The organism is Jatrophihabitans sp. GAS493, from assembly GCF_900230215.1.
Classification (GTDB): domain Bacteria; phylum Actinomycetota; class Actinomycetes; order Mycobacteriales; family Jatrophihabitantaceae; genus MT45.
In genome coordinates, this window is sequence record NZ_LT907982.1 from 1324417 (window position 1) to 1346571 (window position 22155).

Genomic DNA, 22155 nt, shown 5'->3' on the forward strand with positions numbered 1-22155 from the left:
GTCAGCTGTTCTCTAGGGCGGCGCACTTGGTCAGGCCGTAGCTGGTCATGAACTTCGCCAGCTGGGCGCTGTGGTCCGGTGTCTTGCCCACGGCCGTGAGGAGGGTATTCACCTTGGCCTCGTCCTCCGCCTGAGCGGCCGCGATGAGCTCGTCGAAGATCGGCTTCGACGCCGTCCAATCCGCGTTCTCGATGCTAAGCCACTTAGCCTGTAGGGTCGCGGCGTCGGCTGCCTGGCTGACAAGCGGGGTCAGAGCGGCGAAGTACTCGGAGTGGACCTCCTCCTCCTGCGCGCTGCTCGAGGCCACAGCCGCGAAGCTCCCCTCCTCGCTCGGGTCGGGAATGGCGTCCGACTTCTTCTTGGTGGCCGTGCAGAGCGCGTTGGCCTGGACGATGAACTGCGCCTTGGTGAGCGGGGTCGGGGTGGGCACCGGGGTGGCCGTGGGGGCCGGCGTTGCCGAGGCGGACACCTTGCTCGGCGCCGAGGCGGCGGTGGAGGCGTCGCTGCCGCAGGCGGCGAGGGTGAGGGTGAGTGCCGCAGCTGCGGCAGCGCTGCCGACAGCGATGGGGAATTTGCGCATTTCGTTCGGCTCCAGGCGATGGAAGGACGGTGGAAGTGGTCTTAATTAACCGCTAAACCGCAACAAATCCCATTCAATCGGACAGGTATGCGGTAAAGCGCAGGTAAGCAGAACCCGTGCGCTGCCCTTACGCAACTCAAAGCGATTCATCTCTCGCTCCCAGCGTCAGTCGCCGTGGGGCATCGAGCAGACTGGGACGCGGAACTGTGAGGACTCGTCGTGAGTTCTCAGTGAGAACGCAGTCCCCACCGTCGCCAGCACTGCGACGGTGAGCCACTTCGGCCCGGCACCCTGCCCCGCCGACAACCTCTGGAGTCAAAGTGTCAGTCAGCCTCACCAAGGGCGGGAACGTCTCGCTCACCAAGCAAGCCCCCGGCCTGACCGCTGTCCTCGTCGGCCTCGGCTGGGACGCCCGAACCACCGACGGGCAGGAGTTCGACCTCGATGCCAGCGCCATCGCGTGCGACGCCAACAACCGGGTGCTCTCCGACGGGCACTTCGTCTTCTTCAACAACCTCACCAGCCCGGACGGATCGATCGAGCACACCGGTGACAACCTCACCGGCGAGGGCGAAGGCGACGACGAGGCGATCAAGGTGAACCTCGCGGCCGTGCCGGCCGAGATCGACAAGATCGTCTTCCCGGTCTCCATCTACAACGCCGAGGCCGGCGGACAGAGCTTCGGGCAGGTGCGCAACGCCTTCATCCGGATCGTCAACCAGGCCGGCGGGGCGGAGATCGCTCGCTACGACCTCAGCGAGGACGCCTCCACCGAGACCGCGATGGTCTTCGGCGAGCTCTACCGCAACGCCGGTGAGTGGAAGTTCCGGGCCGTGGGTCAGGGATATGCCGCGGGACTGGCCGGGATCGCCCGCGACTATGGCGTGAACGTCTAGGTCCGGCAACCTCTTAACCGGCAACCTCTTCGACTGGCAACGTCCGACCGCCGACAACAGCTAGGAAATAATGCTGCTCCGCACCTTCCGCGTGTCCTTCGGGATAACGCTGCTGGGATTGCTCGCTGCCTTCCTCTATGGCGGCACCACCGCGCTGACGGTGACCGCGATCCTGGCGGTGCTCGAGGTCTCCGTCTCCTTCGACAATGCGGTCGTCAACGCGACCGTATTGGAGCGGATGAACGACTTCTGGCAGCGCATCTTCCTCACCGTGGGTGTGCTGATCGCCGTCTTCGGCATGCGGCTGCTCTTCCCGGTGCTGATCGTCTGTGTCACCGCGAAGCTCTCTCCCTCTGAGGCGTACCGGCTGGCGATCGAGGGTGGCAGCATCGACACCCCCGGGACGTACGCCTACCTGCTGCACGACGCCCACCCGGCCATCGCGGCCTTCGGCGGCATCTTCCTGCTGATGCTTTTCCTCGACTTCATCTTCGAGGAGCGGGAGATCACCTGGCTGACCTGGATCGAGAAGCCGCTGGCCAAGATCGGGATGCTCGACCAGCTCTCGGTCGTGGTGGCGGTGGTGGCGCTGCTGATCACCGCGAACACGTTGGCGCCGGAGGGGAAGGACAGCACCGTCCTGGTCTCCGGTTGCATGGGGTTGATCGTCTATCTACTCGTCAACGGGCTCGGTTCGCTATTCGAGGCCGGTGAGGACGAGATGATCGAGGCGGCGGTAGAAGAGTCGGTGGCCGACGGTTCGGCCGACACCAGCGCCGAATTGACTGGTTCTGAGCAGACTGCTTCTGGGGCGGGCGACTCTGTTCGCAGCGTGGTGAAGGTGGCCGGCAAGGCGGCGTTCTTCCTCTTCCTCTACCTCGAGGTGCTCGACGCCACCTTCAGCTTCGACGGTGTCATCGGGGCCTTCGCCATCACCTCCGACCCGATCATCATCGCGATCGGGCTCGGCATCGGCGCGCTCTATATCCGTTCGCTCACCGTTTTCCTGGTGCGGAAGGGGACGCTGGCCGAGTACGTCTTCCTGGAGCATGGGGCACAGTGGGCGATCGGCGCCCTCGCGGTGTTGCTGCTCTTCACCATCAAGTACGAGGTGCCCGAGGTCGTCACCGGCCTCATCGGGGTCTCCTTCATCGGCGCCGCGCTCGCCTCGTCGATCAGGCGCAATCGTCGGCTGGCGGCGGAGGCGGCGGCCGCGTCCCAGAGTACGGCCGTCGCGACGACGACGGCGGCCGGATGAGATGGCTGATGGGCGACGCCAACGACAGGCGGTGCCCCGGGATTACCATCGGGGACACGCTGCAGAAGCACGGCTGCCGTCGCAGCACAGCGACGCACGATTCGAGCAGAGGGAAGTACAGCTAATGGGTATCGACTACACGAAACGACCGAAGGCCGCCGAACCGGTCGCACCAGTGGCTGAGGCCGCACCGGCACCGGCTGCATCCCCGGCGCCGGCCAAGGTGACCCTGACCAAGGCGGCGCCCACCGTGTCGCTCACCAAGCGCGGCTCAGCGGGCGGGATGCTGCGGGTCAATCTGAACTGGAACGCCCGCCCGGCCGCGGCCGCGGGCGCGGGATTCTTCAAGCGACTCGCCCCCCAGGCCGGTATCGACCTCGACCTGGGTTGCCTCTTCGAGTTCACCGACGGCTCCAAGGGCGTGGTGCAGGCATTGGGTAACGCCTTCTCCGCCAGCCCGAAGGGCGTCATGGCGCCGGTGATCCGTCTCGACGGTGATGACCGTTCGGGCACGAACAACGCCGGTGAGAACCTCTTCGTCGACCTCAGCTACGTCAACCAGATCAAGCGGATCATGGTCTTCGCCTTTATTTACCAGGGTGTTGCCAACTGGGCGGCGGCCGACGGGCTGGTCACGCTCTATCCGGCAGCGGGTCCGCAGGTCGAGGTGCGGCTGGATGAGGCGCGTGACGGCGCGCGGATCTGTGGCATCGCGCTACTGGAGAGCCACAACGGCGAACTGACCGTTCGCCGTGAGGTGAACTACGTCGACGGCGGTCAGAGTGCATTGGATCGGGCCTACGGTTGGGGTATGAATTGGGCCCCGGGCCGCAAGTAATGGGCTTCTCGGGAGGAAGCGCCCGCGCAGCTGTCCGGCCTGCAGTGGTTCTCAGCGTCGACGAGTAAGTTTCAACTGGTTTCATTCCTGGAGAAGGAGCTTCACCTATGTCAGAGCTTGACCTCGGGGCGACCCCGGCGCCGGCCCCGGCCGCCGCGCCGGCAACGAGCACGGCGCTGGTCCTCACCCCTCCGGCTCCGGTCCCGGTCGTCGAGCAGGAGCAGGCCGCCGGCGCGGTTCCGGTGGACAGCGCCCGCCAGTTGGAGCTGAAGGCGCGGGCCGACTCGTTCGCCACCGAACTGGCCGCCCTGGATGTCCGGTCGCCGGAGTTCTCGCAGAAGGTCAACGCGATCACCACGATGGGCGACGCCGACATGCGCTCCTCGGCCAACGTCTCCAGCCGGATGCTCGATCGCCCGGCCGCGGCTCTGAGCGCGGCGAAGGGGAAGGGCGGTGGAGACGCCCAGACCCGGGTGGCGAACACCCTCGTCGACCTGCGGGCCACCGTAACCGAACTCGACCCGGCGCGGGCCGATCTGGGCGGTGCGAAGAAGGTGCTCAAATTCCTTCCCGGTGGTGACAAGATTCAGCGCTACTTCGCCAAGTACGAGACCGCGCAGAGTCACCTGAATGCCATCATCAAGTCGCTCGCCTCCGGTCAGGACGAACTGCGCAAGGACAACGCCAGTATCGAGACCGAGAAGGCGAACATGTGGACGGCGATGGAGAAACTCAGCGAGTACAACGAGCTGGCCTCCGCCCTCGACGCCGCCGTGGAGGCGAAGGCAGCTGAGCTTGACGCGGCCGGCAACACTCAGGCTGCCACGACGCTGCGGGCCGATGCGCTCTTCCCGATCCGGCAGCGCCGTCAGGACATCATGACGCAGATGGCGGTCTCGGTGCAGGGTTACATGGCGCTTGATCTCGTCCGCAAGAACAACATCGAGCTCATCAAGGGCGTGGACCGCGCCCAGACCACCACCATCGCCGCGCTGCGCACCGCCGTCATCGTGGCCCAGGCCCTCTCCCGGCAGAAGCTAGTGCTCGACCAGATCACCGCGCTCAACACGGTCACCTCGAACCTCATCGAATCGACCTCCGAGCAGCTGCGCATCCAGGGCGGGCAGATCAACCAGCAGGCGGCGAGTAGCACGATCGATATCGACAAGCTGCAGACCGCCTTCGACAACGTCTTCCAGACGATGGATGCGATCGACACCTTCCGGGCCCAGGCCGTCGACAGCATGAGTCAGACGGTGACCGCCCTGGAGGGGCAGATCACCCGGGCCAAGCCCTACCTGGAGCGCACCCGCCAGGGTGAGGTCTCCGAGTCGCGGGCCCCGGCCGTGGGCACTTCGACGCCGCCGCCGCAGCTCGGCTCCTGACGAAGGCCGGGGCTGGGCTGAGTACAGAATTGGATACGCTGGCACGACGGGGAGGGCACGGTGGCCTGGTTTCGTAGGGAGATCATGCCGAGCGGAGCCGGCGACGACCGGGCGCGGACCCCGTCGGGGAAGAAGGGTGTTGCCCCCGCGGCCGACGCCGAGGACAGCCCGGCGATGCTGCGTTGGAACGCCTACGAGCTCAACCGGCTCATCAACTCCAACGCCGGAAAGCTGCCAGGCGAGGCGGTCGTCGCCGCGCGGCGGGTCACTGACACGCTGCGCGAAGTCATCGACACGTCCGAGGTTCGTGAGCTGGACATCTATGCGGTGGTTACGGTGAAGGGCGTGCTGAACGACTACCTGCCGACGACGCTGCGCAGCTACCTTGCCCTCGATGCGGGCGTGGTGAACACCCCGCGTCCGTCGGGACATTCGCCATCCCAGTCGCTGGTCGAGCAGATTGACTCGCTGCGTCTGGCCGGCACCCAACTGCTGTCCGCGGTGCGCGATCAGGACGCCGACGCGCTGCTGGCCCAGGGGCGATTTCTGCAGGCGAAGTTCACCGGCTCCGACCTGGATCTGTAGGGGGATCTGCAAGCACAATGGCGACGATGATGCGCGGGGCGAATGTGTCCCTAACCCGTGAGATACCCACCCTCACGGGGGTGGTTCTCGGCATCAGCTGGGACGCCGGGTCGGAGGCTGCGCTGGCCGAGAACCTGGTAGTGGCGGCGCTGCTCTGCGACGCCGACCAGCGGGTTCTCTCCGCGGAGCACTTCGTCTTCTTCAACCAGCTCACCTCACCGGACCTCTCGGTCAGCCAGCTGGAACAGGCGCTGGGTGGCGACGACGAACAGATCGAGATCGCGCTCGACCAGGTGCCGCCGGAGGTGAGCCGGATAGTCGTGATTCTCTACGTCAACGAGGGGTCGCTGCAGCGGCGCACCCTCGGGCAACTGCGCCACTGCACGGTTCGGGTGCTGAACCGGGACGGAGACGCTGAACTGGTCCGCTCCGAGGACCTGGCTGCCTCGCTGGCCGGGGAGATGGCGGCATCGCTGGGCGAGCTGTACCGGCGCGGGGACGAGTGGAAGTTCAAAGTGCTGGGCCAGGGCTACTCGAAGGGAATCGCCGGGCTGGCCGCCGACTACGGGCTGACCCTGTGACGCCGGCCGACCCCCGCTCACCGCAGAGCGCGCCGCCGCGCGGTGATCTGACCTTTCTGCGGCACCGCTCCCGCCCGCGACCGGCGCCGCCGTCCGTGCGGACCCCAGCTCCCGCGGCAGAACCAGCGCCCGCGGCAAAACCGGCTCCCGCGGCAAAACCAGCAGCCGCCCCAGCCGCCCCAGCCGCCCCAGCCGCGCCGGTCTCCGGCTCGCTGCTGGATCTCTCCTCCCCGGCTACACCCACGGCGCCGACCGCGGCACCCACGGCGCCTCCCACGGCGCCGACTGCGGCACCGGCTCCGGTCGCCGCAGCGGGGGAGCAACGAATTCACGTCACCCACCGCACGACCCGGCGCGCACCGACCTTCGTGGAGCCGCGCGCGATCTCCGGAACGCGAACAATTCTCAGTGCAAAGTCCCCGACCATAACGCTCACGCGGCTCCAGAGCGGCGTCGGATCGCTGAAATTCGAAGCGGCCTGCTCGCCGGCGGTCGGCGACCTTCGTCTCGGTTGCGCTTATCAGCTTCGCGATGGGCACGCCTCCACCGCCCAGCACGCCCAGGGCAGTCGCTACGGACCGAAGTCGTCCAAGCGGCCGGTGGTGATGACGTCCCGCGATGAATACGAAGAGATCTCGTTGGATCTTCGGCAGAACCAGCTCCTGGAGCGAGTGCTCATCTACGCCTTCTCCGAGAGCGGTGCCTACGCGGGCGGGCAGACACCGCTGAACTGGGGCGGCACCTTTGTAGTCACAACCTTCGGCGGCGCCCGCATCGAGGTACCGATCGAGCTGGCTCCGGCCGCCGGCACCCTGGCTCTCATGTCGCTCTACAACATCCGGGGCGAGTTCGTGCTCCGGGCCGAGATGGAACTCATTGCCGGGCCGATACGTGAAGCATGTAAGGCCTATGGGTATGACCGGATCAGCTGGTTGGACGATCGCACCCCGGTCGAGTAGCACCCAGCCCAGTTTGTGTGTCGTTCAACTACGTCAGGTAGACCATCCGAACAGACCTTCCAAGCAAGGGGGACTCAGATGCGACACTTCCATTTCCTCAATGAGTCCGAACGGTCGCGCCTGTTCCACCGAGAACCGCAGGATTTCTCCGCCGACGGTGACAGCGAACTGCTGGCCATCGCCCTCGGTGCGACGCTCTACACGCCGGGCACCCGGCGCACTCTGGCCGACGACCTCGCCAAGCGAAATGCCGAGGGGCTGGTCAGCAGCGTGATCTGCCTGGAGGACTCGGTGCCCGACGACGAGGTCGACACCGCCGAAGTGAACGTCGTCGCGCAGATCCGGGAGTATGCCCGCCGGGGCGGGGGCGGCCCGGTGAACGGGCCGCTCATCTTCGTCCGGGTGCGATCGGCCGACCAGATCGCCACCATCGTCACCGGGCTCGGGGAGCACGTCGACGTCCTCACCGGCTTCGTACTGCCCAAGTTCACCCCGCAGACCGGGCCCCCCTTTCTGGAGAGCGTTGAGAAGGCGAGTGCGGAGATCGGTCGGCAACTGCTGGCGATGCCGGTCATCGAATCGCCCGAGGTGATCTTCGCCGAGTCCCGGATCCCGACCCTGCTCGCGATCCGTGACCTGCTGCGCCAACACCGTCAGAGCGTGCTGGCGGTGCGCATCGGGGCCACCGATCTCTCTTCGGTCTACGGTCTGCGCCGGGCGCGCGGCCTCACAGTCTATGACGTGCGGATCATCGCTGATGTGATCGCCGACGTGGTCAACGTGATCGGCCGGCGGGATACGGCGGGTGAGGCAGACGGGGCTGATGAGGGCTTCATCGTCACTGGGCCGGTGTGGGAGTACTTCGCGGCGGCCGAGCGCATCTTCAAGCCGCAGTTGCGCGAGTCGCCCTTCATCGTGCGCGAAGAGCGAGCGCTGCGTACCCAGCTGATCGCCAAGGACCTGGACGGCCTGATCCGGGAGGTGGCCCTGGACAAGGCCAATGGACTGACCGGCAAGACGGTGATTCACCCGACGCACGTCGCCGCCGTCCATGCGCTCTCAGTGGTAACGCACGAGGAGTTCGTCGATGCCCTCGACGTGGTCGGCACGGCGGCCCAGGGGGGAGCGGCGGCGTCGCCGTACAACAACAAGATGAACGAGAGCAAGCCGCACGCCGCCTGGGCCCGGCGCATCCTGCTGCGCGCCCGCGTCTTCGGTGTCGCCAATCCGGAAGTCTCCTTCGTCGACCTCCTCGGCGCCGGCCTGCATCTGTGACCGACAATCTCAGCGCGATCGTCGCCGACCCGTGGCCTGGCCAATGGGTCAGCGACCGTCTCGATCTGCGTCTCAGGACCCAGAGTTCACCCGTCGGGCTGGAGCTGACCGACCTGCTCGGGCTGGCGCTGCGGCGCAATCCGCGGCGGGTGCAGTTGCTGGTCTCGACGGTCCTCGGAAAGCACGTGCCGACCGATCCGCGAGTGGTCTACGGGGCCGGGCGGCTGCTCGGACTGCTGGTCAGCCAACGGCTCGTCGGCGGTCACTCTGACGGGAGCGCTCAACGGCGCGGCGGTGAGCTGCTGCGGGCTGCCCTCGACGGCATTCCGGGCGCCGGGCCGGCGCTGCTGGAACTCTGTGACGACGAGCAGCGGGTCGGGGTTGATCAACCCCTCCGGCCGATCGTTCTGGGTTACGCCGAGACGGCGACCGCGTTGGGGCACGCCGTCGCCGACTCGCTGGCGGCCGACTACCTGCACTCGACCCGGCGCCGGGTCCTGACGGGGGTGCCGGTCGGCGGCTTCGAGGAGGAGCACAGTCACGCCAGCAGTCATCTGCTCCTCCCCGAGGATCCTGCGTTCTTTACCGGCCACTCACCGCTGGTGCTCGTGGATGACGAGTTCTCGACCGGCACCACACTCCTCAACACGATCGCTGCGCTACAGGCTCAATCTCCGCGGGGTCACTACGTGGTGGCGGCCCTGGTTGATCTACGCGGTCCGGCCGACCGGGCCCGGCTGGACGACCTGGCGGCTGCACTCGGCGTTCGTATCGACGTGGTGTCGCTGGTCGCCGGAACGTTGCCGGTGACGCCGGCGACGATCGAGCAGGGACAGCGGTTGGTCCAGGGTCGACTGGCCGCCAACGCGACTGCTGAACCGATGTCGGTTGAGCAGCCGGAACAGGAACCGGCCGGCGCGCTGCGGCGCGTTGAGGTCGGTTGGCCGGTCAGTGTGCCGGATGGAGCTAGACACGGGGTGTCGCCCGTCGGATCGCTGGCCATCCGCCAGGCGGCCACCGCCGCGGCGGCTGCGATCGCCGAGCAATTGTCAGGTGATTCGGTGCTCGTCCTCGGCTTCGAGGAGCTGATGTACGCGCCGCTGCAGATCGCCTTAGCCCTGGCCGTAGCCCTGGCTGAGGCGCCCGACCATCCCGACCAGCCCGGTCCACCCCGTCAACCCGGTCAGCCCGATCACCCTAACGGCGTGCGCTTCTCCAGCACCACCCGTTCGCCGGTGCTGGCCGTCGACGAACCGGGGTACGCCATCAGGACGGGGCTGCGCTTCGACAGCATCGATGAAGTGCCAGCCACCGCCGACGCCGCGCGCTACGCCTACAACGTAGCCGGGCACGCCTTCACCGACGTCGTCCTCGTAGTCGATGCCGTCGCCGATACTCCAGCGCTCCGCCACGCCGACGGACTGCTCGAAAAACTAAGGGAGATCGTCCCGAACGTGCTGCTCGTGGTGCTGCCCAGCAAGGTGCCATCGCTACCCTCACCGTTGCACGCGCCGGAGTTCGGCAGCTACGCGGCGGAGGAGGTGAGCTGGCTACTCACCGACCTGAGCGGCGTCGACTTGGAGGCGCCGATCGAGGAGCGGGAGGAGGCGATCCAGGCCGGCGGCGCTCACTACGCCGAGTCCCTGCCGATCGAGTACCAGCCGAGCGTGGAGTACCAGCAGCTCTTCGTCGACGCGCTGGCCGAGTCGGCTGATCGGATCGCCCGGGCGGTCGGCGTCGTCACCGAACTGGTACTGGACGCCCGCGGTGGCGACACCGTGCTGGTCTCGCTGGCCCGTGCCGGCACCCCGGTCGGGGTCCTGATGCGCCGCTGGGCCGCCGCGACCCATGACCTGCAGTTGCCACACTTCGCGGTGAGCATCGTCCGTGGCCGCGGCATCGACAGCGTCGCACTGCGGTACCTCGTCGCCCAGTTCGGCGCATCAAGGCTGATGTTCGTCGACGGGTGGACCGGCAAGGGGGCGATCACCCGTGAACTCAGTGACGCCGTGGCGCAGGCCAACCGGGAGTTCGGCCTCGCGGGCGCCGACCGCCTCTCGCCGGAGTTGGCCGTGCTGGCCGACACCGGTGGGTGCACCGAGTTCTTCGGCACCCGGGACGATTTCCTCATCCCGTCGGCCTGCCTGAACTCGACCGTCTCCGGGCTTGTGTCGCGGACGGTACTCAACGACCGGATCGGACCGCGCCAGTTCCACGGCGCCAAGTTCTACCGGGAGCTGGCCGGCGTCGACGTCTCGGCCACCTTTCTGGACGCGGTGAGCAGACGGTTCCCCGCCGTGGCCGACCGGGTGGCGACTGAGTGGCGGCAGCTTCGGGACAGCGATCGGCACCCGACCTGGGCCGGCTGGACGGCCGTGGAGAAGATCAGCGCCGAGTACGGCATCGGCAACCTCAACCTCGTGAAACCGGGGGTCGGTGAGACGACGCGGGTGCTGCTGCGCCGGGTGCCCTGGCGGGTCCTGATGCGTCCGGACGCCGCCGCATCGCTCGGGCACATCAAGCACCTGGCGGATAGTCGTGGTGTTGGCATCGACTACGTCGAGGATCTGGCCTTCAGCTGTGTCGGGCTCATCCATCCGCAGTTCACCCGGGGCGCCGTGGGGGCCGATGGAACGGCGGTGCGCCGGTGAGATCGCCGGTGCTGGTCGCCTCCGACCTCGATCGGACCCTCATCTACTCACGGGCCGCGACCGGGCTGGACGGACCGGTGGGCGCGACGCCGGCCCCGCCGCGGGGGGTGACGGAGCTGCGCTGTGTGGAGGTCTTCGAGGGCGGGCCGTTGTCGTTCATGAGTGAACCGGCCGCTCAGTCACTGGCCGCACTGGCCGCCGAGTGCACCTTCGTGCCGGTCACCACCCGGACGGTGGCGCAGCTGCGACGGGTTCAGCTGCCCGTCCCGGCGCCCGCATCCGGCGACGGCTACGCGGTGGCTGCCAATGGCGGGGTGTTGCTGCACGACGGGGAGCCGGACGCCGACTGGGCGGCGCGGGTGGCCGTGGCGATTGGTGGGTCGCAACCGCACCACCGAGTGTGGGCCGAGTTGCAGGAACTGGCCGGGCGGGACTGGGTGCTCAAGCTACGAAGCGCGGAGGATCTCTTCTGCTACGCGGTGCTCGACCGGGGCGCCGTCCCGGCCGATTTCATCGCCGAGACCACCGCCTGGGCATCCCGGTTGGGCTGGCGGACGTCACTTCAGGGGCGCAAGCTCTACTGGGTCCCCGACGCCCTGACCAAACGGGCCGCAGTGGCCGAGGTGGCCCGTCGCCGAGGTAGTGAACTGGTGCTGGCCGCCGGCGACTCGCTGCTGGACATCGACCTGCTGGAAGGGGCCGACCGCGGAATCCGGCCCGCCCACGGGGAGTTGGACGAGCAGGGCTGGAGCGCTCCGCACGTCGAAGTGACCCGGGCGCGGGGCGTTGCCGCCGGTGCCGAGATCCTCGAATGGTTCCGCGAGGGTGTGGCGAGCCACTGCGGCGAAGCCGCCCCGCGCCTTGCCAGTGGGGTGTCGCTACCGATACGGTGAGCACGCATGATGGCATGAGGAAGCCGGTGGGAATCCGGCACGGTCGCGCCACTGTAAGCAGGCCGCCAGCGCTCAGCGCAGGCCTGTGAGTCAGATCTTCGGCCATCACCGCATCCCATCGACAAGGGACGCAAGATCCCTGAAGGAGCACCGTATGAGCAACACCGCCGCACCTACCGCCGTACCGACCACTGTCGCGACGCCGGTAGTCCTCCCGCTGTCGAAGGCGGTGCTCTGGCTCGTCGGTTCGACGATCCTGGCGCTGGCCGTCTACTACTTCGTCGGTGTCGACGAGGGTGCCATGTCGGTCTTCGGCAAGAGCATGGTCATCCACGAGTTCGTCCACGACTCGCGCCACTTCCTCGGCTTCCCCTGCCACTAGCTAGACAAGGCAACGGAGCTAACTGGACATGGTCAAGAAACTCATCCTGCGCGGCGTTCTCGCCGGCGCAGTTGCAGGCCTGCTCGCATTCGTCTTCGCTCGCATCTTCGCGGAGCCGATCATCAGCAAGGCGATCAACTATGAATCAGCCCGGGATGCAGCCCAGGAGGCGCTGAACAAGGCGGCCGGGCTGCCGACCGAGGCCGCCGAATCGGAGATCTTCAGCCGCACCATTCAGGCCAACCTCGGCATCGGGGTCGGCATGATCGCCTTCGGTGCCGCCATGGGGGCGCTCTTCGCGGTCGTCTATTGCGTCTGCCTCGGCCGGGTCGGGAATCTGCGCCCGCGCAGTCTGGCGATGCTGATCGCCGGCGGCGGGTTCCTCGCGGTCTACCTGGTTCCCTTCCTCAAGTACCCGGCCAACCCACCGTCGATCGGCCACGCCGACACGATCAAACAGCGGGGTGGTCTCTACCTGCTGATGGTCTTCGCCTCCGTGGTGCTGCTGGCCGGGGCCGTCTGGCTCGGTCAGCGGCTGAAGGCCCGCTTCGGTAACTGGAACGCCAGCCTGCTGGCCGGCGCCGCGTTCGTGGTGCTGATCGGGACGCTGATGCTGCTGCTGCCGGAGTTCGGCGAGCTCTCGGCCAACCTGCAGGCCTATGGTCGGCATGCCACCGAGACGCCGCTGCCGCTGCTCGACCCGAAGGGGAACATCGTCTTCCCGGGCTTCCCGGCCGACGACCTCTTCCAGTTCCGCCTCTATTCGGTGGCCGCGCAGGTGATTCTCTGGGGCTCGCTCGGGCTCGTCTTCGCACCGTTGGCCGATCGCCTGCTGTCGCCGGGTGCGGAGCAGAAAGCGGCGAACGCCCCGATTCCGGCCGTGGTCTAGCTGCCGCAGCTCGACGCACTGGATCAGCTCGGCGGGTACTTCGCCGTCGAGACGCATCCGGTGGACGTCGAGCCCGCACCGCCCTGGCTCACGCTCGAGACGTTGATCGGGTCGCCGGAGATCCTCTCGCAGCGGATCTCCGGCGTCCGCTCAGCATTGGGGGCGGCGGCCGGACGCTCCGCCGATGAGATCGACCACCGGGTCGCGGCCTCGGTGGCCCAGCTCGGGCTGGTGGCCCGCCTCATCTCCCCGGTGCTAGGTGCAGCCGTGCTCTCGTCGGTGCCGCTGCGCGTCGAGGCGGCCACCGCCTGGTGGCAGCCGGTGCTGGGTGGGCCCTATCCGCTATCGCTGCCCGAGTCGGCCGCGGTCACTGCGGCCGACGAGCCGGCCGTCCGCGCAGTGCTGCTGGAGCTCCTGGACGGTCCCATTCGCGGGATCGTCGAGGTGGTGGCGGCCCGGTCGGTCTCGCCGCTGGTGCTCTGGGGAAACGTCGCGTCGGCGATCAACGGCTCGGCGTCGATGCTGGTCACGCTGCGCCCGGAGGCGGCGGAGAGCGTCCGCCGAATGGCCGGGTGGATGCTGGGGTATCCACGTCTGCGCGGTGGTTTCACCGGTGTGCCGGCGGCCGAGCGGGGCGCGGGCGTCCAGTTTCAACGGCGCAGCTGCTGCCTCATCTACCGGATCTCCGAACCGCCCAGCAATGCCTACTGCGGCGACTGCATCCACCTGCTGCCGCTGTCGAGCGTCTTGCCCTGAACCCTGGTTCCTGGTTGTGATCCGGACTGGAACGCTCAAACGGAACGGCGAAGATCCTGCGTATCGGGTAGCCCGCTACGCATACCGCAGGATGTTCGGCGGCTGGACGGGCGATTGGACCGGCGGGGTCAGTGCAGGTGGCTCTGCCAGTCGGCCGGTACCCGTTCCCGAGGGCCGGGCGTGGACTGCGTCGCCGGATGGTGCTGCGGATCGGCCAGCGTCGGGCCGTCGTAGAACTCGTTACGGCTGAAGCTCCAGAACCAGTTCTCGCCCGGCTCGTAGCTGGTGATGAAGTCGTGCTGCGTCGCCAGCGCGTGCTTCGTCGCGTGCTGGGAGGGTGAGGTGTCGCAGCAGCCGATGTGCCCGCACTGGGCACAGCGGCGCAGATGCAGCCACCAGCCGTCGGTGGTGTTGCACTCCATACAGCCGTCGCCACTTGGGGCCACCGCTGGGTCGATGCCCTCGATCTCTGCCATGCTGACCTCTATCCGATCGGGTCGGTCGCGAGAGCACGCTGCTCCGCGTGTTCGTCGGGTGGGTGGATCGGCAGCGTCACGGTGAACCACGTCTGCCCGGGCTTGGAGTCGACCCGAAGGTCGCCGTGATGCTTGTTGACGACTATCCGGTAGGAGATGTCAAGGCCCAGGCCGGTTCCCTCGCCGACGGCCTTGGTGGTGAAGAACGGTTCGAAGATCCGCTCGATGATCTCCGGGGAGATCCCGCCGCCGGTATCGCCGATCGCCACCTGCACCGAGTCCTCCACCTGGGAGGTGCGGATGGTCAGTGTCCCCGAACCGGCCATCGCCGCCACCGCATTGTCGATGAGGTTGGTCCAGACCTGATTCAGTTCGGCTGCGTAGGCCGGCACCGTCGGCACCGAACGGTCGTAGTCCTTGACCACGGTGATCCCGGCGCCGAGCTTGCCCGACAGCATGACGAGCGTACTGTCCAGCAATTCATGGACGTTCGCGTTCTGGAAGGGTGCCCGGTCCAGCTGCGAGTACTGCTTGGCCGACTTCACCAAAGCCGAGATCCGCTCGGTCGAGTCCTCGATCTCGTTCATCAGCAGTTCGGTCTCGATGGTGTAGTCCAGCCACTTCACCGCGCTGGGCAGGCTCGCCTCGCCGACGGTGGCCAGCACCTTGTCCAGCCAGATGCTGTCCAGGCCCGCCTGGACCAGGTTCGGAGCGAGTTCGTAGCCCTGGCTGATCCCGTGATCGGCGAACCAGTCGGCGATCTCGTCCTCCCGGTCACTCGCCTCCAGGGCGCCCAGACGTTCAGCCACGGCGACCTGCTCGGCCGCCACCTCCTGCAGTTCGACCAGCGCGGCCAGATGCTCGGGGTCATACCGTCCGGAGGCAATGAAAGTAAGCTTCTTGCGCATCCCGGCCACCCGATCACGCAGTGCTCCAGTCGCCCGGACCGCGGCCGAAGCGGGGTTGTTCAGCTCGTGCGTGAGGCCCGCGGCCAGCGACCCCAGCGCGACCAGGCGCTCGCGCTGCCCCGCCGTCTCGTAGGAGGCCCGCATACCGAAGAAGAGCCCCTCCAGCAGGTGCAGGGCCATCGGGAACCACTCGCTCATCATCTCCGTGAGGACCTCGCTGTCCAGCACGAAGAAGGCGGCTTCGGTGGTGACCCGCAACGAATTGTTGTACGCCTGCGGCGCCCGGTCGCCGAGATAGGCCTGCCAGGCCCCGGCGTAGACGCCGCGCTGCGAGGTGCGGGTGGTGTCGACGTCGTCGGACCCGACGCGACGGGAGAGGACCGCCGTCCCCTCGAGGAGGATGTAGAACTCTCGTGGCGGCTCCCCCTCTCGGTACACGTACCCGGGCTCGAAGACCTCGATGCGCCCCTCCCGGCAGAGCCAGTCGAGGCGGTCGTCACTCAGCTTCTCGAAGAGGAAGAGGCTCCTCAGCAGATCGATACTGCAGGTGGGTGCGATCACGGCGTCTCCAAGTTCACGATCTCTGGCCCATGCCCTTACGATTTCGACAGATAACGGTGCACCAGGGTCACGGCCATCGCACCCTCGCCGACGGCTGAGGCGACCCGCTTCACCGAGTCCGACCGGACGTCCCCGGCGACGAAGACCCCCGGCAGGCTCGTCTCCAGGTGGTAGGGGTCGCGATCCAGCGGCCACCCCTCCGGCCGCCGCCCCTCCACGATGAGATCCGGGCCGGCCAGGATGAAGCCGTGGTCGTCGCGGTGGACGGAGCTGTCGAGCCAGTCGGTGCGGGGGGCGGCGCCGATGAAGACGAAGAGCCACTGGGTATCGACCGTCTCGCTCTCGCCAGTGGTGGCATTGCGCAGGGTCAGCTGCTGCAGGTGCCCGTCCCCACTGGCCCCTACCACCTCGGTGCAGGTGCGCACCACGATGTTGTCGATGGCCCGCAGCTGGTCGATCAGGTAGCTCGACATGGACGACTCCAAGCCGCTGCCGCGGACCAGGATGGTCACGGTGCGGGAGGTTCGCGCGAAGTGCACCGCCGCCTGGCCGGCCGAGTTGGCGCCGCCGACGATGTAGACGTCCTCACCGGCACAGTTGGCCGCCTCGGTGAGGGCTGAGCCGTAGTAGATGCCCTGTCCGGTGAAGTCGGCGATGCCGGGCGCGGTGAGTTGACGGTAGGAGACACCGGTGGCGACGACGACGCTGTGCGCATTCACCGTCGCGTCGTCGGCGAAGCGGACGGTGCGGGCGGCGCCATTGGCCTGGATACCGACGACCTCCCTCGTCGTGATCAGCTCGGCGCCGAACTTCACGGCCTGCCGGCGAGCTCGTTCGGTCAGCTGCGAACCGGAGACACCGTCCGGGAAACCAAGGTAATTCTCGATCCGTGAGCTCTGCCCGGCCTGGCCGCCGGTGGCCCGGCTCTCGATTACGACGGTCTTCAGACCCTCGGAGGCGGCGTAGACGGCGGCGCCCAGCCCGGCCGGCCCGCTGCCGATCACCACCACGTCGTAGAAGTCCTCGGTCGGGGCGACGCTCAGTCCCACGTGCCCGGCGATCTCGGCGTCGGTCGGGTTCACCAGCACGGTGCCGTCGGTCGTGATGATCACCGGGATGACCTGGTCGTCGATACCGGCTGCGGCCAGCAGCCGCTCGGCCTCGCTCTCGTCGGAGAAGTACCAGCGGTAGGCGACCTGATTGCGGGCCAGGAAGTCCCTTACTTTGTAGGAGCGTTGTGACCAGCGGTGCCCGATGACCTTGGTCTGGGCCACGGGGGCGTGATCGCTGGCCGTCCACTCCTTCAACAGCGTGTCGATCACCGGGTAGAACTTCTCCTCCGGTGGGTCCCACGGCTTGAGCAGGTAGTAGTCGAGGTCGACCACGTTGATCGCCTCGATCGCGGCGTTGGTGTCGGCGTAGGCGGTGAGCAGCACCCGCTTCGCCGCCGGGTAGATGTCCATCGCCTGTTCGAGAAACTCCAGGCCGTTCATCTCGGGCATCCGGTGGTCGGCCAGCATCACCGCGACGTCGTCCCCGCGCAGCTTCATCTCACGCAGCGCATCGAGGGCCAGCTGGCCGGACTCTGCGCGAACGATGCGGTACTCCCCGGCGTACTGCCGCCGTAGATCCCGCGCGACCGCCCGGGAGACGTTCGGGTCGTCGTCGACGGTGAGCAGGGCCGGCCGGCGAGCCGTCTCCGTCTCAGTCACGAATTCTCCTCGATGTACTCGGCCGGATCCCGGTCGCTGGGGTCGATGCCGCGTCCGGCCGGATGCTCGGCGTAGAACCCGAGCCAGTCAGCGGCCAGCTTGGCCCGTAGCTCGTGACTGGCGTGCTTGCGGAAATCGGGGAGAACCTCGTCCTCCTCCTCGGAGAGATGCTCGCTGTTCTCGGTACGGGCGTCACCGACGGCCTTGAACCAGGCCTCGCTACCGACCGCCTGGCGAGCGGCCTCGGCTACGGCGTCGCGGATCTTGTTGTGGTCGCGGATCGCGTCGTCGGTCTCATCCTCCGCATCCTCGCCCCCCTTCTTCAGCAGGAACGGGTAGAAGACGGTCTCCTCGGCCTCCGCGTGCGTGTCCAGGCGCTGGGCCAGTGGCGCCCAGACCGCCTTGAGCTCGGCGTCAGTGTGGGCATCGTCGAGGCGGGCGAACTGGCGCCGGAACCATTCGTGATCGTCCATGATCAGCGAGGTGATGTCGGCGGCGGCAATGTCAGGAGCGGCATCCGTCATACCGAAAGCCTACGGCGACATCCCGGGCGGCAGTTTCCGCCCACCGCGAACAGCGATCGGCCGCCGACGCGCGACGATCAGGTTGTTGCTCAGCTCGCAGCGGGGACGGGCTCGCCGGCCTCGGCCGGAAGCGGTGCCTCGGTCGCAAGCGTGTCGACGTTCTGGCTCGCGTTCGCGGCGCGCTCGGCGGCGCGGGCGTTGACCCGGCGGGCCAGCACCGCGCCGAAGGCGGCGGCGACCAGGCAGGCCACCGCGGCCAGCAGCAGCCCGGCCCGTCCGCCCCAACGTTCGGAGACCGCGCCGGCGATCGGGCCGCCGATCGGTGTCGAGCCGAGGAACGCCACCGCCCACAGCGCCATCACCCGTCCCCGCATCGCGGGGGCCGAGGCCAGCTGCAGGGTGCTGTTCCCCTTGGCCAGCACGGCCACGCTGGCCGCGCCGACCAGGAGCAGGGCCAGCAGTTCGACGATGATGTTCGGCGCGATGGCGGCCAGCAGGATGACCACCCCGAAGATGGTCGAGGAGCGGATCAGTGACTGGATGCCGGTCTTGCCGCGGGCGGCCACGTAGAGCCCGCCCACGACCGCGCCGACGCCCATCGCCGCGGTCATGAATCCGTAACCGGTGGCTCCGGCGTGGAAGGTCTCGCGGGCGACGACCGGGAGAACCACCTGGAATTCATAGGCCAGACAGCCGATGATGGCCATCATCAGCAGCGGGACGGCCAGCGCCGAGGTGTGTCGCACGTAGCGCAGCCCCTCGCGCAGCTGTCCCTTCCCGCGGGGTGTCGGCTTCGGCTGCTGGAGCTTGCTGACGTCCAGGCGCATCAGCGACGTGACCACGGCGATGAAGCTGACCGCGTTGAGCAGGAAGCAGATGCCCAGGCCGCCGGTCGCGATGATGATCCCGGCGATCGCCGGGCCGACGGCACGGGCCGCATTCACCAGGACGGAGTTGAGACTCACCGCATTGCGCAGTTCGGCCGGCCCCACCATCTCCAGTACGAAGGACTGGCGGGCCGGGTTCTCGAAGCAGTTGTTCAAGCCGAGGAGGAAGGCCAGCACGTAGATCTGCCAGAGCGTCACCTGGTGGGTGAGGGTCAGGATGCCGAGAACCAGCGCCAGCACGCCCATCATCGACTGCAGCCCGATCATCAGCTTGCGCTTGTCCATTCGATCGGCGACGACTCCGCCGTAGGGGCCGAGCAGCAGGATCGGCAGCGTCTGCAGCGCGACGACGAAGCCGACCTGGGTGCCGGAGCCGGTCAGCTGCAGGACCAGCCAGGACTGGGCGACCGTCTGCATCCAGGTGCCGATGAGCGAGATGGATTGGCCGCCGAAGTAGCGGCGGTAGTTGGGGTTGCGTAACGAGGAGAAGGTCTCGCCGCGCAGCGCGGTGAATTGGGCCCGCCGAATCGCCGCCGTCATGCCTTAGCCGGTTCGCGTGTCGCTTCGCGTGTCGTCTCACGGGCCATCTCGACGGCCAGCGCTTCGAGGGCGGGGAGGGCGTCGAGGAGCTTCTGCGCCTGCGGGGTCGGGACCTGGGCCAGTCGCTCGGCCAGCATCCGGGCTCGCTCGTCGCGCAGCCGGTTGTGCATGCGGGCGCCGGCCGGGGTGACCTTCACCTGCACCACGCGCCGGTCGGTTTCATCGGCGGTCCGCACGACGAGCCCGCGCTCCTCCAGCTTGCTGAGGATGCGGGAGAGCATGGTCGGGTTGATCCCCTCGTGGTCGGCCAGTTCGCTGGCCCCGATCGGTCCGCGGCGCCCGATCGCGCCGAGTACCGAGAGGTTCGTCCGGGTCATGCCGTCGCCGGAGACCTGGCGGTCCAGCAGTCGGGAGATACGACCGAGGGCGGCCCGCAGCCGCACGATCTCGTCGTCGTCGAAGTCTGGCATCTACTCACTCCAATTACTTGCCTGCTAGCAAGCATATACCTCGCCGAGGAGTTCGGCGACCGAGATTCTCGGTACGCGGCGGCGGTGTTGGCGACGGCGACGGCGGTGGCGGTGTTGGCGGTGGCCGTGTTGGCGGTGGCGTCAGGCCCGGGCGTGGGCGGCGAACATCTCCCGGGCCGACGCCAGCGGCAGGCCCTGGGGGCCGAGCTTGGCTTCAGTGCGCCGCTGTCGGCGTCGCGAGTAGGTGGCGGTGCAGTCGATGACGATGTTGGCGTCGAAACCCATCCGGCGCGCGGTACGCAGCGTCTTGCTGACGCACTGGTCGGTGGTGAAGCCGGCGATGAGGACGGCGCTGGCATTCAACGCGGTGAGCTGCTCCTGCAGGTCGCTGTCGGTGAAGGCGTCGAAGGCGGTACGGCCGCGGGCTATGAGGTCGCCGACCCGATAGATGTCAGGTGTCAGTTCTGAGGTCGCCTTACCGCGGGTGAAGACCAGGCCACGGGTCAATTTGGCGAAGCGGCCGTGGAGGGCGTGGGGGTCGATCACCAGTGGCGCGTGGATGATCGGCACTCCGCAGCTGCGGGCATGTTCGGCCAGCGCGACGGTGCTGGCTACGACGTCTCGTCGCGTGAGATCGGGCTCCAGGAGGCGGCGGTAGAGCCCGGCGTCCGTCCACTGCCGCTGGAACTCGACGAGCAGCAGCACCGGCCGCCGCTCGCGCTCCGGCTGCCCTGGTGATGCGGTGTCTGACTGCACGTGCGGCCTCCCATCGCGTCGTCCCTCCAGCGTACGAGGTTGGCCGGTGGCCTGCGGTAGGGATCTGATCAGATCTCGCCGGTGTTCCGTGGGTGCTCAGTGTGTCTTGCTATATGAGACACAAATCCTAGAGCGCGAGACGTGAGCTACGCTCGTCCTATGCTCGATCCATCCGCCCACCCCCGCTATCGATGGGTGATCCTGGTTATCGGGGTGCTGGCCCAGGCCGCCACCTGCACCTTCATCTACGGTCTGCCGACGCTGGTTCCGGCGCTGCGCTCGGCCGACCAGCTCACCCTGCTGCAGGCCAGCCTGGTCATCTCCGCCCCGACGGCCGGGCTGCTGCTGACGTTGATTCTCTGGGGTGCGGCGGCGGATCGTTACGGCGAGCGCATCGTGATGGCTTCGGGCACCGGGATGGCGGCGCTGCTGCTCGCGGTCAGCACCCAGCTCAGCGGCGTCGGGCCGCTGTGCATCGTGCTCGGGTTGGCCGGCGCGGCCGGGGCGTCGGTGAACGCGGCCAGTGGACGGGTGGTGATGGGCTGGTTCGCGGTCAACGAGCGGGGCTTGGCGATGGGCGCCCGCCAGACCGCCCAGCCGCTCGGAGTCGCCATTGCCGCGCTCACCCTGCCGCTGCTGGCGCACCGCTACAGCGTCGCGGTCGCCCTCGCCTTCCCGGCGGTGTTCTGCGGACTCATCGCCGTGGTGATCGCGTTCTGTGTCGTCGATCCGCCCCGCCCCGCGCCGAAGCCGGGGGAGCGCGTCGGGTCGCCGTACCGCGAGGCGACGATCTGGCGGATCCACGCCTCGAGTGCCTGCCTGGTGGTTCCGCAGTTCGCCATCTCGGCGTTCACCTTGGTCTATCTGGTCGGGGAGCGGGACTGGACGCCGGTGGATGCCGGACGACTGATCTTCATCTTCCAGCTGGCCGGCGCCTTCGGCCGGATCGGCTCGGGCGTCTGGTCGGACCGGGTGGCGAGCCGGCTGCGTCCGATGCGGCAGCTGGCCGTCGCCAGCATGCTGTTGATGCTGGCCCTGGTGCTCGGCTCGATCACCGGGCAGGCGTGGATCCTCGTCGCCTTCGGGCTGGCGGCGATCGTCACCGTCGCCGACAACGGACTGGCGTACACGTCAGTGGCTGAGATGGCCGGGCCGGCCTGGACCGGACGGGCGCTCGGGGTGCAGAACACCGGGCAGAACATCGCGTCTCTGATCACCGCTCCGGTGCTGGCCGTGGTGATCGGCTCCGGCAGCAACTATGCCGGAGCGTTCCTGCTCGCCGCCGCCCTACCCGCGCTGGCGATCGGGTTGATTCCGGTGCGGGCCGAGCAGCGCGAAGCGGAGCTGGTCAACGCCTGATTCCGGCTGAACCTCCTGCTGTTTGGGCGCCCCG

At 67.9% G+C, this 22155-nt stretch carries 22 protein-coding genes and 1 riboswitch; of the genes, 14 read left to right on the plus strand and 8 right to left on the minus strand.

Translation table 11 applies throughout. The annotated features are described in order from the left end of the window. Nucleotide 1: 1 nt before the first annotated feature. Nucleotides 2-580 (minus strand): hypothetical protein, encoded by a 579-nt coding sequence (locus tag CPH63_RS06040; RefSeq protein WP_096302016.1) that lies wholly within the window; start codon nucleotides 578-580, stop codon nucleotides 2-4. Nucleotides 581-900: 320 nt separating this feature from the next. Here CPH63_RS06040 and CPH63_RS06045 point away from each other — a divergent pair, with 320 nt between their 5' ends. The 13 genes from CPH63_RS06045 (at nucleotide 901) to CPH63_RS06105 (ending at nucleotide 13928) form a co-directional block, all read left to right on the plus strand. Beyond that, on the plus strand, nucleotides 901-1476 hold the full coding sequence (locus CPH63_RS06045) for a TerD family protein (RefSeq protein ID WP_096302017.1): 576 nt from the start codon (nucleotides 901-903) through the stop codon (nucleotides 1474-1476). Between the two features lie 70 nt (nucleotides 1477-1546). Beyond that, nucleotides 1547-2734, plus strand: coding sequence for a DUF475 domain-containing protein (locus CPH63_RS06050; RefSeq protein ID WP_096302018.1), 1188 nt, complete (start codon nucleotides 1547-1549; stop codon nucleotides 2732-2734). 124 nt (nucleotides 2735-2858) lie between these two features. Further along, nucleotides 2859-3572, plus strand: a complete 714-nt coding sequence (locus CPH63_RS06055) for a tellurium resistance protein (RefSeq protein ID WP_096302019.1) — start codon at nucleotides 2859-2861, stop codon at nucleotides 3570-3572. Between the two features lie 107 nt (nucleotides 3573-3679). Continuing rightward, the gene (locus CPH63_RS06060) at nucleotides 3680-4957 is read left to right on the plus strand and encodes a toxic anion resistance protein (RefSeq protein WP_096302020.1); all 1278 of its coding nucleotides are present in this window, start codon (nucleotides 3680-3682) and stop codon (nucleotides 4955-4957) included. A gap of 84 nt (nucleotides 4958-5041) precedes the next feature. Continuing rightward, nucleotides 5042-5542, plus strand: coding sequence for a hypothetical protein (locus CPH63_RS06065; protein ID WP_096302021.1), 501 nt, complete (start codon nucleotides 5042-5044; stop codon nucleotides 5540-5542). A 26-nt stretch (nucleotides 5543-5568) separates the two neighbouring features. Next, nucleotides 5569-6123 carry a TerD family protein gene (locus tag CPH63_RS06070; protein WP_197704598.1) on the plus strand — a complete coding sequence of 185 codons (555 nt, stop codon included), beginning with the start codon at nucleotides 5569-5571 and terminating at the stop codon, nucleotides 6121-6123. Continuing rightward, nucleotides 6120-7082, plus strand: coding sequence for a hypothetical protein (locus CPH63_RS22115; RefSeq protein ID WP_157749320.1), 963 nt, complete (start codon nucleotides 6120-6122; stop codon nucleotides 7080-7082). Before CPH63_RS06070 ends, CPH63_RS22115 begins: the two co-directional genes overlap by 4 nt. Before the next feature lie 78 nt (nucleotides 7083-7160). Next, a complete protein-coding gene (locus CPH63_RS06080) occupies nucleotides 7161-8357 on the plus strand; it encodes an HpcH/HpaI aldolase/citrate lyase family protein (RefSeq protein ID WP_096302024.1) in 1197 nt (398 codons plus the stop codon). After that, nucleotides 8354-11008 (plus strand): phosphoribosyltransferase domain-containing protein, encoded by a 2655-nt coding sequence (locus CPH63_RS06085; RefSeq protein ID WP_172892166.1) that lies wholly within the window; start codon nucleotides 8354-8356, stop codon nucleotides 11006-11008. The genes CPH63_RS06080 and CPH63_RS06085 overlap by 4 nt, the downstream gene beginning before the upstream one ends. Beyond that, the gene (locus CPH63_RS06090) at nucleotides 11005-11901 is read left to right on the plus strand and encodes an HAD family hydrolase (RefSeq protein ID WP_157749321.1); all 897 of its coding nucleotides are present in this window, start codon (nucleotides 11005-11007) and stop codon (nucleotides 11899-11901) included. Before CPH63_RS06085 ends, CPH63_RS06090 begins: the two co-directional genes overlap by 4 nt. Next, nucleotides 11868-12022: riboswitch (cobalamin riboswitch) on the plus strand. It overlaps the preceding gene by 34 nt. A gap of 33 nt (nucleotides 12023-12055) precedes the next feature. Beyond that, the gene (locus CPH63_RS06095; protein ID WP_096302025.1) at nucleotides 12056-12283 is read left to right on the plus strand and encodes a CbtB-domain containing protein; all 228 of its coding nucleotides are present in this window, start codon (nucleotides 12056-12058) and stop codon (nucleotides 12281-12283) included. 28 nt (nucleotides 12284-12311) lie between these two features. Continuing rightward, nucleotides 12312-13172 (plus strand): CbtA family protein, encoded by an 861-nt coding sequence (locus tag CPH63_RS06100; protein WP_096302026.1) that lies wholly within the window; start codon nucleotides 12312-12314, stop codon nucleotides 13170-13172. A 60-nt stretch (nucleotides 13173-13232) separates the two neighbouring features. Next, entirely contained in the window at nucleotides 13233-13928 is a 696-nt protein-coding gene (locus CPH63_RS06105; RefSeq protein WP_096302027.1) for a (2Fe-2S)-binding protein, read from the plus strand. Between the two features lie 128 nt (nucleotides 13929-14056). Here the strand turns inward: CPH63_RS06105 and CPH63_RS06110 are convergent, their stop codons facing one another. From CPH63_RS06110 to CPH63_RS06140, 7 genes are all read right to left on the minus strand, one after another. Further along, the gene (locus CPH63_RS06110) at nucleotides 14057-14404 is read right to left on the minus strand and encodes a UBP-type zinc finger domain-containing protein (RefSeq protein WP_096302028.1); all 348 of its coding nucleotides are present in this window, start codon (nucleotides 14402-14404) and stop codon (nucleotides 14057-14059) included. An 8-nt stretch (nucleotides 14405-14412) separates the two neighbouring features. Then, on the minus strand, nucleotides 14413-15873 hold the full coding sequence (locus CPH63_RS06115) for an ATP-binding protein (RefSeq protein ID WP_172892167.1): 1461 nt from the start codon (nucleotides 15871-15873) through the stop codon (nucleotides 14413-14415). 35 nt (nucleotides 15874-15908) lie between these two features. Continuing rightward, nucleotides 15909-17585, minus strand: a complete 1677-nt coding sequence (locus CPH63_RS06120; protein WP_096302029.1) for an FAD-dependent oxidoreductase — start codon at nucleotides 17583-17585, stop codon at nucleotides 15909-15911. Then, a complete protein-coding gene (locus tag CPH63_RS06125) occupies nucleotides 17582-18109 on the minus strand; it encodes a hemerythrin domain-containing protein (protein ID WP_096302030.1) in 528 nt (175 codons plus the stop codon). The genes CPH63_RS06120 and CPH63_RS06125 overlap by 4 nt, the downstream gene beginning before the upstream one ends. A gap of 89 nt (nucleotides 18110-18198) precedes the next feature. Continuing rightward, a complete protein-coding gene (locus CPH63_RS06130; RefSeq protein ID WP_096302031.1) occupies nucleotides 18199-19536 on the minus strand; it encodes an MFS transporter in 1338 nt (445 codons plus the stop codon). Next, nucleotides 19533-20006 (minus strand): MarR family winged helix-turn-helix transcriptional regulator, encoded by a 474-nt coding sequence (locus CPH63_RS06135; RefSeq protein ID WP_096302032.1) that lies wholly within the window; start codon nucleotides 20004-20006, stop codon nucleotides 19533-19535. The genes CPH63_RS06130 and CPH63_RS06135 overlap by 4 nt, the downstream gene beginning before the upstream one ends. A 141-nt stretch (nucleotides 20007-20147) precedes the next feature. After that, the gene (locus tag CPH63_RS06140; RefSeq protein WP_157749322.1) at nucleotides 20148-20762 is read right to left on the minus strand and encodes an isochorismatase family cysteine hydrolase; all 615 of its coding nucleotides are present in this window, start codon (nucleotides 20760-20762) and stop codon (nucleotides 20148-20150) included. A gap of 159 nt (nucleotides 20763-20921) precedes the next feature. On the opposite strand from CPH63_RS06140, the gene CPH63_RS06145 reads away from it, so the two are divergent. Beyond that, entirely contained in the window at nucleotides 20922-22121 is a 1200-nt protein-coding gene (locus tag CPH63_RS06145; RefSeq protein ID WP_096302034.1) for an MFS transporter, read from the plus strand. Nucleotides 22122-22155 lie beyond the last annotated feature (34 nt).

Excerpts from the sequence above, each read along its gene's own strand:
- CPH63_RS06080 (WP_096302024.1), top strand. The coding sequence starts at position 7,161 with ATGCGACACTTCCATTTCCTCAATGAGTCCGAACGGTCGCGCCTGTTC.
- CPH63_RS06060 (WP_096302020.1), top strand. The coding sequence starts at position 3,680 with ATGTCAGAGCTTGACCTCGGGGCGACCCCGGCGCCGGCCCCGGCCGCC.
- CPH63_RS06095 (WP_096302025.1), top strand. The coding sequence starts at position 12,056 with ATGAGCAACACCGCCGCACCTACCGCCGTACCGACCACTGTCGCGACG.
- CPH63_RS06125 (WP_096302030.1), bottom strand. The coding sequence starts at position 18,109 with ATGACGGATGCCGCTCCTGACATTGCCGCCGCCGACATCACCTCGCTG.
- CPH63_RS06145 (WP_096302034.1), top strand. The coding sequence starts at position 20,922 with ATGCTCGATCCATCCGCCCACCCCCGCTATCGATGGGTGATCCTGGTT.
- CPH63_RS06100 (WP_096302026.1), top strand. The coding sequence starts at position 12,312 with ATGGTCAAGAAACTCATCCTGCGCGGCGTTCTCGCCGGCGCAGTTGCA.
- CPH63_RS06055 (WP_096302019.1), top strand. The coding sequence starts at position 2,859 with ATGGGTATCGACTACACGAAACGACCGAAGGCCGCCGAACCGGTCGCA.
- CPH63_RS06050 (WP_096302018.1), top strand. The coding sequence starts at position 1,547 with ATGCTGCTCCGCACCTTCCGCGTGTCCTTCGGGATAACGCTGCTGGGA.
- CPH63_RS06040 (WP_096302016.1), bottom strand. The coding sequence starts at position 580 with ATGCGCAAATTCCCCATCGCTGTCGGCAGCGCTGCCGCAGCTGCGGCA.
- CPH63_RS06135 (WP_096302032.1), bottom strand. The coding sequence starts at position 20,006 with ATGCCAGACTTCGACGACGACGAGATCGTGCGGCTGCGGGCCGCCCTC.
- CPH63_RS06070 (WP_197704598.1), top strand. The coding sequence starts at position 5,569 with ATGATGCGCGGGGCGAATGTGTCCCTAACCCGTGAGATACCCACCCTC.
- CPH63_RS06130 (WP_096302031.1), bottom strand. The coding sequence starts at position 19,536 with ATGACGGCGGCGATTCGGCGGGCCCAATTCACCGCGCTGCGCGGCGAG.
- CPH63_RS06110 (WP_096302028.1), bottom strand. The coding sequence starts at position 14,404 with ATGGCAGAGATCGAGGGCATCGACCCAGCGGTGGCCCCAAGTGGCGAC.
- CPH63_RS06065 (WP_096302021.1), top strand. The coding sequence starts at position 5,042 with ATGCCGAGCGGAGCCGGCGACGACCGGGCGCGGACCCCGTCGGGGAAG.